This is a genomic window from Rathayibacter sp. AY1D5, from assembly GCF_002932515.1.
Taxonomy (GTDB): Bacteria; Actinomycetota; Actinomycetes; order Actinomycetales; family Microbacteriaceae; genus Rathayibacter.
Window position 1 is genome coordinate 13,090 of record NZ_PSVU01000026.1, and the last position, 11,124, is coordinate 24,213.

Here is an 11,124-nt window from a genome sequence, read left to right on the forward strand (position 1 = left end):
CCCGTCCGCCCACCGGTTCGCTGCAGAACCCGAGAGGACACGTCGACGATGACGTCACGACCCCCGGGCGGAGGCAGGCCCTCGCGCCTGCTCGCCGCCACCCTCGCCGCATCCGCGACGATCGCCCTCGCCGCCGGCGCCGCCGTGCCGGTCGCCGTCGCCGCGACAGCGGCGACCACTCCCGCGCAGAGCCTGCTCGCGGACTTCACCTTCGACACCGCCCCGAGCGGAGGCGCCTTCACCGACAGGTCGACCCGCGCCGCCGTGAAGGGCACGCCGACCCTCGTCGCCGGCCGCACCGGGCAGGGCAGCGCCGTCTCGCTGTCGTCCTCGTTCTGGCTCGACCTCACTGCGACCGACGGGCAGCCGCTGCTGAAGGGTCGCGACTCCGTCACTCTGTCGTACGACTCCAAGCCCGCCGCCGCGGACAACGTCGGCTGGTCGGTCTTCGCCGCTCGCTCGGCCGCGACCCAGGACTACGCCCAGGAGAAGTACGTCGGCGTCCTCGACAGGACGAACGGCATCACCGTCGAGCGGTACGCCAACAGCGGCGCCCGCGACTCCTCGGGCAACCTCACCGGCCCGAGCAGCACGGAGTGGAAGCACGTCGATCTCGTGCTGAGCGCCGGCACCGCCCGCCTCTACGTCGACGCGAAGCCCGTCGCCGTCACGACGGCCGGCCCCTCGCTCGCGACGGTCCTCGGATCGACCGGCGGAGTCCTGCAGATCGGCAAGGCCAACTGGGGCGGCGGGGAGTACTTCGCCGGACTCCTCGACAATCTGCGCGTCTACGACCGCGCCCTGACCGGGGCCGAGCTGGGCGCGACGAGCAGCACCGTGGCAACCGACCTGCGCGCCGCCCTCGACGTCCCCACGACCGTGCTCGGCGACCTGCCCGCGCAGGTCCTCGGGAACACCGTGACGTGGACCGCCTCCGGCGCCGGCGCCGCGCGCGTCTCCTCCACCGGCGCCGTGAACCTCTCGGGCCTCACCGCTCCCGTCGCCGTCCGCCTCCAGGCAGCCGTCGCCGGGCAGACCTACGCGTGGGACAGCACCCTCGCCGTGCCCGGCGGGCGCATCGCCACCTCCGTCAAGACCGTCACCACGACGAACGGCGTGAAGGACGACCCGCTGGCGTACAACGACGACCGCCGCGCGGACTCGCTCTTCACGGCCGCACTGCCCGCCGGCGCGACCACCTGGGAGCCGCTGAACCGCTCGCAGTCGATCCTCTCCGTCCTCAAGGACGGCGATCAGGCGCAGCGCCCGAACGCCCAGATGGGCTCGCCGCTGCTGTTCCGCTCGAAGGACGGCTCGCTCGGCGCGGTCTCGTCGCAGAACAACGCCACGGACTCCGTCTACCTCTGGAGCTCCGCCGACGGCCGCACGTTCCGCGACCAGCGCGTCCTCCGGGTCGCGCCGGGCTCGGTCGTGACCGACCCGCGGATCGTCTTCGACTCCGCCCTCGGCGTCTACAAGCTGTTCTGGACCGATCTGCTCACCACCGAGGGCCGCGTGACGCTGTTCACGGACCTCGCCTCCGGCACCGCTCCCGGAGCGACCACCCGCGCCGACGCCCGCGTCCCCGGTGTCCAGGGCTCGGGTCTCCCCGCCGGGTTCACCCAGGGCCAGGCCGGCGAGACGGCGCTGACCTCGACCGAGTTCAGCACGTTCTACCGCGAATACGTCGACCTGAAGAACACCGGTGTGAAGTCGCTCAGCGGCTCCGTCGACTCCGGCGCCGGATCCGCTGCGATCGCCGCAGCGCTCCCGGGGCAGGCCGTGATGGAGTACAACGACGGCTCGACCAAGTCGCTCAACGTCGACTGGCAGGACGATCTGACCACCGCCGTCGACACCTCGCGTCCCGGGACCTACCGGGTCACCGGCTCCGTCCAGCAGGACCCCGAGGCGATGGTCAACGAGGCCCGCGCGGATCCGCACGTCTTCTTCAACGAGGACGACGGCTACTACTACCTCACGGGCTCGCACTACGGTCAGGACTCGCTCGGCCCGATCGAGGAGAGCTCCAGCTACCGCAAGATCGGCCTCAAGCGCTCGAAGACCATCGCCGGTCTCGACTCCGCTCCCGAGCAGATCGTGATCGACCCCGACGCCGGCACGCCCGGTCGCCAGAGCCAGTACCCGAACACCTTCTACGGCTGGGGCGGATACATCTGGGCGCAGGAGTTCCACAAGATCAACGGCACCTGGTGGATCGTCGCCGGCATGAACAAGGGCTACGCGCCTGTGGGCGGCTGGTGCGACAACACCGTCCTGATCCCCTACACCGGGACCGACGCCTCGATCGCCGAGGGCGGATTCCTCGACCAGACGAAGTGGGGCGAGCCGGTCGTCCTCGAGGGCGCGGCCTTCGACGTCAGCTACATCGACCGCCAGGAGAACGGCGCCACCCAGGGCTACTGGGTCCTGCCCAACGGCAACACGCTCTCCCTCGCCAAGGCGACGATGGGGCCCAAGGGCACCGTCCCGCTGGTCACCGGTGCGGTCACCCGCATCTACGGCGAGAGCCAGCCGTGGGAGTCGGGCAAGCGCTCGCCGACCCCGTCCGACACCACCGAGGGCAACGACCAGGGCGTCGTCGAGGCGCCGTTCATCGTGTCCAAGGGAGGACGCATGTACCTCACCTACTCGGGCGGAACGGTCGACAAGTACTACTCGCTCGGCATGCTCACGGCCGACGCGAGTGCCGACCTCCTCAATCCCGCGACGTGGACGCAGACCGCGTTCCCCGTGCTGGACACCGAGGACACCTACCTGGGCCGCCTCGGCGCGGACGAGACGCAGTACTTCTCGCGCCAGCAGGCCGGCACCGGGCACAACTCGTTCGTCGAGGACGAGTCGGGCAACCTGCTCCTCGCCTACCACGCCCGCCCCTACCCGGACCCGCACACGGCGACCGACCCGCAGAACGCGGGCGGCCTGTTCGACTCGGACCGCAACACCTGGTTCAAGGGCGTGAACATCCGCGCGAGCGGCCGGCTCGACCTCTCGCTCTCGAAGGAGCAGGAGGTGGCCTCGGCCAACCGCACCGTCACGGCGACGATCACCGTGAAGGCGCCGGCTGTGCCCGTCACCGCCACTGCAGCGGCTCGCTGCGTCGCGGGCAAGGTGGTGGTCACGCTGACCACCGTCAACAAGGCAGCGTCGACCGCCGACCTCCGCTGGAACACCCTGTGGGGCGCGAAGACCCAGCAGATCGACGCGGGCCGGACCGCCTCGCTGGCCGTGACCACGCGGGCCGCCTCGGTCACCGCCGGCACCGTCCAGGGGGTCGCCACCGTCGGCAGCGCCTCCGCTCCCGTGAGCGCCGCCTACCCGGCGCTCCGCTGCGGCTGACCTGACCGGGTCCTCCGACCGACGACGCCCGGCCGCCTCTCACCTGAGGGCGGCCGGGCGTCGTCGTTCCGGTCTGCGGTGATGTGCCGGGCGACCGGGTCGCGACCCTCGATGATCTCGGCGGTGCAGCCGGCATCGCGGGAGAAGACCCACCGGATGACGCAGCCGCGTCGGACGACCGGACCGTTGCGATCCACGAACGACTCCCCATCGAGGGGAGGTCGTCGGTCGGCGACGTACGGGGTGTCGTGAGTCGGACGGGAAGAGGCGAGCCGGTCTGCCGCTGCTGCACGAACCGGCCCGCCCCTTCGGCATCGTCTCAGTGGACGAGGGCGGCCTCCGCCTCGTCCCAGGCGGGGTTCAGGTCTTCCTTCTTCCCTCGGATGAGGAGGAATCCGGTGAGAGAGGCGGCGACCATGGTCACTGCTGCGGCCAGGAACACGGCCTTGTAGCCGTCGGTGAATGCGGTGAGCTCGGCCGTTCCGGACGCGATGGCGGAGTCCGCGGTGCTCGCGTAGAACACGGTGAACACCGCGAGACCGATGGACCCGCCGATGTGGAAGACGGAGTTGACGACGGCGGAGGCCACTCCGGCGTCCTCGTTCTCGACCCCGAGAAGGGCGAGGTTCTGGACGGGCACGAAGAGCATGGAGAGTCCGATTCCGAGCACGACCAGGGCGGGCAGGACCTGGAGGAAGTAGTTTCCGTCCGGGGTGATGCCGAGGAGCAGGAAGAGCCCTGCTGCCGAGACGAGCGGCCCGACGATCATCAGGGGTCGGGGGCCGAACGTGTTGAGGATCTTCGTGGTGACGGGCGAGAACGCCATGATCGCGACGGTCATGGCGAGGTTCGCGAGTCCTGCCATCAGCGGTCCCATTCCGAGCACGATCTGGAAGTAGAACGCGAGATAGAGGATGGCCCCGATCATCACGGCGCCATTGGCGGCCTGGATCAGGATCGCGCCGCCTCGCACACGACGCAGGATGACGCGCAGGGGCAGCAACGGCTGGTCGACCGTGCGTTCGATGAGCACGAAGACGGTCAGCAGGACGATGCCGAGTGCGAGGAAGGCGACGGTGTCGATCGCGCCCCATCCGTGCTCGGCTCGGGTGAACCCGTAGACGATCGCGCCCAGTCCCAGGGTCACGGCGACGGTTCCCCAGACGTCGTAGCGGTTGTCTCCTTCTGCCTTGCTCTCGCGAAGCACGAGAGCCCCGCCGACGAGGCCGAAGGCGACGAAGATGAGGTTGACGAAGAGGCACCAGCGCCAGTCGGTGAATTCGGTGAGCACGCCGCCCAGGATCAGGCCGATTGCGGCTCCGGATCCGGCGACCGTGCCGAAGACGGCGAAGGCGAGATTGCGCTCCTTGCCGTGGGCGAACGTCACGGTGAGCATGGCGAGTGCGGCGGGGGCGAGCAGTGCCGCGAAGGCGCCCTGGACACCGCGGGCGATGACGAGCTCCATACCGCTCTGAGCCAGTCCGGCCCAGAGCGAGGCCGCTCCGAAGCCGATCATTCCGACCATGAAGGTGCGCTTGCGGCCCCAGTAATCGGCGATCCGACCGCCCAGAAGGAGAAGTGCTCCGAAGGCGAGGGCGTAGGCGGTGACGACCCACTGGCGCAGGCTGTCACTCATCCCGAGATCCACTTGGGCCTGAGGCAGGGCGATGGTGACGATCATCGTGTCGAGGACGACGACGAGCTGGGTCATGGCGAGAACGGCGAGCGCCCACCAGCGGGCGTTCGGCTTGTCCGCGATTCTGGACATGAAGAAACCTCCAGGCTTCTGAGGAATGAAGTCGCTGGAGGTTTTCAGCCTCGGATCCCGCACCGGCAGTGCATCTGACCGCCCGCAGCTCCGAAGCTGGGCAGGCCGTTACCGTACCACAACTGTACAATCATGAATGTACAGTTGCTTTCTGATTCGTCGACCTTGACAGCCGTCCCTCCGGCTGCAGTCCGTCGTCAGGACGGCTCGACACCGAGGGGGTCGAGCCTCACCTTCCGACGTCGGCAGGAGAGGATGGCAGACTGGCGGCCGACGCTGTCGCACCCGCTCGTGCGGTGACGCGTCGACACCCTCCGGGCGCCTCAGCACCCGCCGTCCCTAGCCGCTCACTCGGACCGAGGGAGCGGCGGAATCGATCACGACATGGAACCGAACCCGCCCAGCGGTGAGGGGGTCCTGGCTTCTCCTCGGACGTCTCCTCGCGCGACGCGACCCAACAACCGGACTCGGATCCTCGACGCAGCGGTCCGTGTCGCGGCGAGGGAAGGTTCTGTTCGCGTCACGCTCGAAGCGACTGCCGAAGAGGCTGGGCTGACACGCGGTGGAATGATGTACCACTTCCGCGATCGAGCCGATCTCGCCCATGCTCTCCAGGAGCACGTCGCGGCCGGCTGGGAAGCCCAGCTGATCGACGTCGCGGGGAAGACCGCGGACGAGGCCACCTTGACGGAGCGCGTGAGTGCCTACGTCACCGTCGCCCTGACGCCGTCGACGCATATGCAGATCGGACTCCTCCAGGCCACGGGCAGCGACACCGCTCTCCGAGCGCCGGTAGCGGAGGTGCGCCGAAGGTGGACGCCCTCCGCAGAGGAGACCGCGACCGATCCGATCACTCTCCGCCAGTTCATCGCCTGCCTTGCGGCTGACGGCCTGTGGTCGCACCACTCCCTCGGAGGCGATCGGATACCGGACGACACTCGAGCCGCGGTGATCTCCGAGATCGTCCAGCTCTCCAGCACGGGGTGATGCACGAAGGGCGCGTTCCGGCGTGAGGCGGATCCCGGTCGGAGGAGCTCGACCGGGACCGAGACTCTTCCTTCTGCAGTCGAGGATCAGGACAGGCCTGTCCCCGGACCCGGCTCCTGGGTCGAGGCGAGCCCCAGGCCGGCCTCGCACTGCTGAGGATGCAGCAGGGACGGCCTCCTCGAGGAGCGCCGCCATCGCGTCGCGCCACGGCAGCACGGTCGCGAACGCGGCGCCCAGGATGGTCGGCGACGCCTCGTGCTGCCCCGGAGCGCCCAGGACGCAGTCGGAGGCGACGTCCATGTCGAAGTCGCGCCACGTGGAGCGTCACCGACACGACCGATCCGACGACGGCCGACCAGGAGACGTCCCGCGTGCGCCCGCACAGGCACTCGGCTCGTCAGCGGGACAGCAGCGCGACGTGGATCTCCTCGGCGAGGAGGTCCAGTGCTCTGGCGTGGGACGCCAGGAAGGCCCGGCCGTCGCGCGTGATCGAGAAGCGCTCGATGCGCTGCAGCGGGGTCCTCCTGCCTCTCTCGAGGAGCACCAGACCCCGGCGGGAGAGCCGCAGGAGGCGCTTGCGCACCTCGACGACATCGACACGGTCACCGGAGCGGTGGTCGAGAACCTCTCGGAGGCGGGACTCGCCGCGGTTCTCGCCGGTCGCGAGCGCGATCAGGATGAAGACGTCGGTGCTGCAGTCGAGCCCGCAGGCTCCGCAGCGGTTCGTGCACCGCGCAGAGCGTGCCAGGGACACGAGGAATCGATCGAGGCGCATCACGGGTGTCTCCTGGGGAACGGCGGTCTCCTGCTGCAACGAGAGGAACGGGCCGGACCGGTCACGGTCGGCCCGCATCCGGGAGTCCGCTCAGGAGAGGTTCGCACATCAGCGATCGGTCCGGACAGCAGGATACGGCCCGATCGCCGCCCCGGTCCGCAGCCGGTGGTGATGCCGCCGCGGCGGAATCGTCGGGCGATCAGGGTCGAGGACCCGTCCCAACGGCGCAGGGGGGGCTCAGGAGAGAGGGAGGGCGTTGCCGTTGATCAGCAGAAGGTCGTGTCCTCCGACCGCAGCTGCGCTGCCGGCCGCTCCGTCGTCCTTCTCCTCGGTGAGGGTGTGCGACTGCGCGACCTTCGTCAGCACGGGCCCGATCGTCGGGACCGTCCCGGCCCTCCTGCTGTGGTGCATCTCGTCGGTCGTCCTTCTGAGGTGGCGGCACTGCAGGGCGGCGCAGTGCCGGTCGGGGGCGGGACGACGAGGGAGCGGGCGATCGTGGCGCCCGCTCCCTCACCGTCTCAGCGGCAGCTGCGCGCCGGGTAGTCGACGCTCGTCTGCGTGCTGACCGTCTTCCCGTCGACGACGGCCTTTCCTGTCGCGGCCACCGACCCCGCGGGGATCGAGACCGCTCGGGTGGTGACGGCGCTCGACGCGGACGATCCCGGAGCGACTCCGGTCACGGTCTTCGAGCCGAAGGCGGTGACGGTCGTGATGTCCATGATCGAGCGGCTGTCGTTCTTGACCACAGTGGTCAGGACGACCTTCCCGCTGACGCAGCGGGTCGACGCCGTGGCGGTCACGGTCAGGGGCGACGTGACGGTGACCTTGGCGGTCACAGTCCGGTTCGCGGGTGCGACCTCCTCCGTCGGCGTCAGGTCGAAGACCGGCCGGCCGTCGGCGGCGTAGTGGATGCGGGCGAGACGGGTGTCGCGGCCGTCACCCCCGACTCCGTTGCCCCAGGTGTGGTAGACGTACACGTCGTTGCCGTCCTCGTCCTGGGTGACGGCTCCGTGGCCGGGACCCTGCTCGTAGGTGCGGTAGTCGAGGACGCCGTCGGGCAGGGGAACGCTCTGCAGGAGCGGGGCGTCGTACTTGGTCCAGCTCGCGATGTCGGTCAGGTCACTGCCCTCCTTCGCCCAGGCGCCGCCCACGATGTACTTCGGGCTGACGCCGCTGCTGGAGTAGACGAGCGTGATCCTCCCGTCGCGCTGGATCGCGAATGCTCCCTCGGACAGGTGGTCCTCGAACGTCAGCGAGGGCACGATGATCGGGGTCGGCTCGCCGATGACGCGGGTGGGGTTCGCGGGATCGACCTTGGCGATCCAGGTCGCCGGGTCGCTCACTCCGTTGTCGACGTAGCGCTGGGACCAGGCGTAGTACGCAGTTCCACCGGACTCGAAGTAGGTCATGTCGAGGCTGATGTTGCGTCCCGTGCCGGGGCGTCCGAGGGCGCTCCCATCGCTCTTCACGACGGCGCGCGGCGCGCTCCAGTCGGAGGGGTTCGCGGGGTCTCCGCCGTCGCGCAGCTGCATGATGTGCGCCTGCACCGTGAACCACTGACCGTTCTGGTTCGACTGGTCGTTGTCCGGGTTGAAGCACGGGGCGAACAGGATGGAGAGCTTGCCGCCGATCTCGTGGATCTCGGGGGCCCAGTAGCAGCCCGCGATCACCTTGCCCTCGGCGGTGCGGTCCATCCGCGTGGTGCGGTTGAGGAGGTCCACCTCACGGGCCCGTCCGCCGTTGTCGTCGCTGAGCTGGTCGATGCTGTCGGCGACCCGGATCGGCAGGTGCTGCGAGGCGACGTTGTTGTTGTTCGTGTCGTCCGTGGCGGTGAAGAGGTACTGCGTCTTCCCGTTGCGCTCGTAGCGGTAGATCGTCGGATCCGCGCGGTTGTAGGCGAACGGCTCGTTGTACTGCCGCTGGCGGACGGTCCCGGAGAGGTCGTACGTTCCCGGGCCCTTCGCGGCGAGGTCGGCGAGCTGCTGCTGGTTCCAGTCGATGCCGAGGCTGCCGGTCGAGCCGTCGTTGTAGGAGAGCTGCGCCTTCACTCCGGACAGGGCGGAGGTATCGCCCTGATCGATCGTCTGCGGTGCGACCGAGGATCCGGTGTTGACCGTGCGGCCGAACCTCTTCACGAGCGAGTCGGCGACGGAGCCGGAGACCGTCAGCGCGCCGCCCGGCAGAGCGTCGGCGACGCGGCCCGGGACTCCGGAGAGGTCGGGAGCGGCGACGGTGGCGGGGCTTCCTCCGAGGACCGCACCGCGGTTCCCGTCGGTCACGACGACGCTGCGACGGCCGCCGTCCTTCGGCCAGAACGCCTGCGCGCGGAGCTCGGTGCGGGCGAGGTCCGTGACGGTCGTGTACTTCGCCGCCCCGGAGGAGTCCGTCCAGGAGACGAGGTAGCGGTTCTGGTCTGTGTCGTAGACGGCCTTCGGCGCGACGACGCCCCCGGTGGTGCCGAGGTCGATGAGGCCGAGCTCGGTGAAGTCGGACGCGGTGGCGTCCGTGGCCTTGAAGACCAGAGCGCTCGAGGCCCCGGTGCCGTCGGACGCGCCCGACTGCAGGACGCGGGTGGCGATCACGCCGACGGTCCCGTCGGCGAAGGTGAACAGCGAGGGGTTCGCGAGGCCGCGGTTGTCGGCCTTGTCGGTCCCGAGGAAGACCCCGTCGGCGAAGAGGACTCCCGAGTTGCCCGAGAGCGGTGCCGCGTCGGCGACGGACGAGCCGAGTGCCAGGTGGAGGCCGCGGGCGATCGTGTCCTGGTTCGCCTTGTCCTCGCCGGTCGGCGTCCGGGTGTACGACACCACGGTCTTCGCCGTGGAGGCGCTGAGGACGGTGGTGCGGAAGGTCTTCGTCAGCGTGGTGGTGCCGACCTTGACGGAGGCGGTGAGCGCGAGCGCCCGGTCGGTCGCCGTGTCGTTCACGAGGCGTCCGCCGGACAGGCCGGCGCCGTCCGCGCTCCACGACACGGTGTAGCCGGCGAGCGTGGGAAGAGCGGTTCCGGAGGCGACGGTCGGCGGGACGACGAGGGCGGTGCGCAGGCGCGCCGTGGCGTCGGCCTCGGTGTCCGCGGCGACGGTGACGCTGCGCGCGGTGCCGGTGGCGGCGGATCCGGCGAAGGTCGCGGTCGGGGTCAGGGTCACGGTGGCGTTCGCCGAGCCGGGTGCCGGGCGGCGCACGGAGCCGTCGGTGCCGATCACAGCGGGGTCGCTGCTCGCCCAGGTGAGGACGGAGCCGCCCGCGCCGCGGGTCGGCAGGGAGAGGTCGCTGGTGACGGGTCCGGTCACAGAGACGGTCGCCGCGGCGGCGTCCGATGCGGCGATCGCGGCGGCGGCCGGAGCCGCGTCCTCGCGCACCTGGTCCTGGGTCAGTGCGGAGGAGTAGACGTGCACGTCGTCCATCGCCCCGGCGAAGAGAGGGTCGGGGCCGTAGAACGACTTGCCGAGGAGGCCGGAGAAGGCGGAGGTGCCGACCGTCGCCGCTCCGGTCGCGGAGGTCGGGGTGGTCTGGGCGAGCCGGCCGTCGACGTAGGTCGAGACGCTGACGCCGCTGCGCAGGACCACGGCGACGTGGCTCCAGCGGCCGGTGGCGGCGGGACCGGAGTCGGCCGCGCGCTGCTCCGAGCCGTTCTTCACGGCACCGATCAGGTTGCCTCCGCACTGGGGCGTGGTGAAGAGGTACCGCTCGGTCGACTGCCCGAGCGCGTACGCCCAGCTGCAGCTCTGGTTCCCCTCCCAGCGCAGCCAGGCCGACATGGTCACGTCGGTGGTGGCCGCCGTGGTCAGTCCCGGCGCGATCTCGGCGTAGGCGGCGGAGCTGCCTGCAGCGCCACCGGGGAGGCGGAGTGCGCGGTCGGTGCCGCCGCGCGGGCCGGCGACGGTCGTCGCTCCGGTCCCGCGCACGGTGGCGGAGCGGCCGGCAGCGGAGTCGGTCAGGGTCGTGCCCGCGCCCACGGCGGAGCCGACGGCGGCGGACGAGGAGAAGTCGTAGGAGAGGACCGGGCTGGGCACCGCGGCCTGTGCGGGTGCCGCGCCGAGCGCAGCCCCTCCCGCTGTCAGGCTCGCGGCGACCAGGAGGGCCGTCGTGCGTCGGAACCGCATTGTTCGTCTACTTCCGTGGGAGAGGTGGATGCGGGGAGCACGGACCCAGGGTCCGTGCTCCCCTGCTCCGGTGGCCGGAGGCCCCGGAACGGAGGAGGTCAGGGGAGGGGCGGCTCGACGCCGCCCCTCCCCTG

General features: G+C 70.4%; 6 protein-coding genes. 2 read left to right on the top strand and 4 right to left on the bottom strand.

The window, feature by feature from the left end:
- The first annotated feature begins 48 nt into the window (after positions 1 to 48).
- Positions 49 to 3,360 carry a family 43 glycosylhydrolase gene (locus C5C82_RS09535; RefSeq protein WP_104354967.1) on the top strand — a complete coding sequence of 1,104 codons (3,312 nt, stop codon included), beginning with the start codon at positions 49 to 51 and terminating at the stop codon, positions 3,358 to 3,360.
- A 319-nt stretch (positions 3,361 to 3,679) separates the two neighbouring features.
- On the opposite strand, the gene C5C82_RS09540 is transcribed toward C5C82_RS09535, so the two are convergent.
- Entirely contained in the window at positions 3,680 to 5,128 is a 1,449-nt protein-coding gene (locus C5C82_RS09540) for an MFS transporter (protein WP_104234319.1), read from the bottom strand.
- A gap of 384 nt (positions 5,129 to 5,512) precedes the next feature.
- Here C5C82_RS09540 and C5C82_RS09545 point away from each other — a divergent pair, with 384 nt between their 5' ends.
- Entirely contained in the window at positions 5,513 to 6,115 is a 603-nt protein-coding gene (locus C5C82_RS09545) for a TetR/AcrR family transcriptional regulator (protein WP_104325867.1), read from the top strand.
- A gap of 397 nt (positions 6,116 to 6,512) precedes the next feature.
- Here the strand turns inward: C5C82_RS09545 and C5C82_RS09550 are convergent, their stop codons facing one another.
- The 3 genes from C5C82_RS09550 to C5C82_RS09555 form a co-directional block, all read right to left on the bottom strand.
- On the bottom strand, positions 6,513 to 6,893 hold the full coding sequence (locus tag C5C82_RS09550) for a hypothetical protein (protein ID WP_146076480.1): 381 nt from the start codon (positions 6,891 to 6,893) through the stop codon (positions 6,513 to 6,515).
- 234 nt (positions 6,894 to 7,127) lie between these two features.
- Complete coding sequence (locus C5C82_RS17540) at positions 7,128 to 7,301, bottom strand: hypothetical protein (RefSeq protein ID WP_181068307.1); 174 nt, start codon at positions 7,299 to 7,301, stop codon at positions 7,128 to 7,130.
- 107 nt (positions 7,302 to 7,408) lie between these two features.
- Positions 7,409 to 10,990: a LamG-like jellyroll fold domain-containing protein gene (locus tag C5C82_RS09555; protein WP_104354968.1), complete on the bottom strand. Its 3,582-nt coding sequence runs from the start codon at positions 10,988 to 10,990 to the stop codon at positions 7,409 to 7,411.
- Between the last annotated feature and the right edge of the window lie 134 nt (positions 10,991 to 11,124).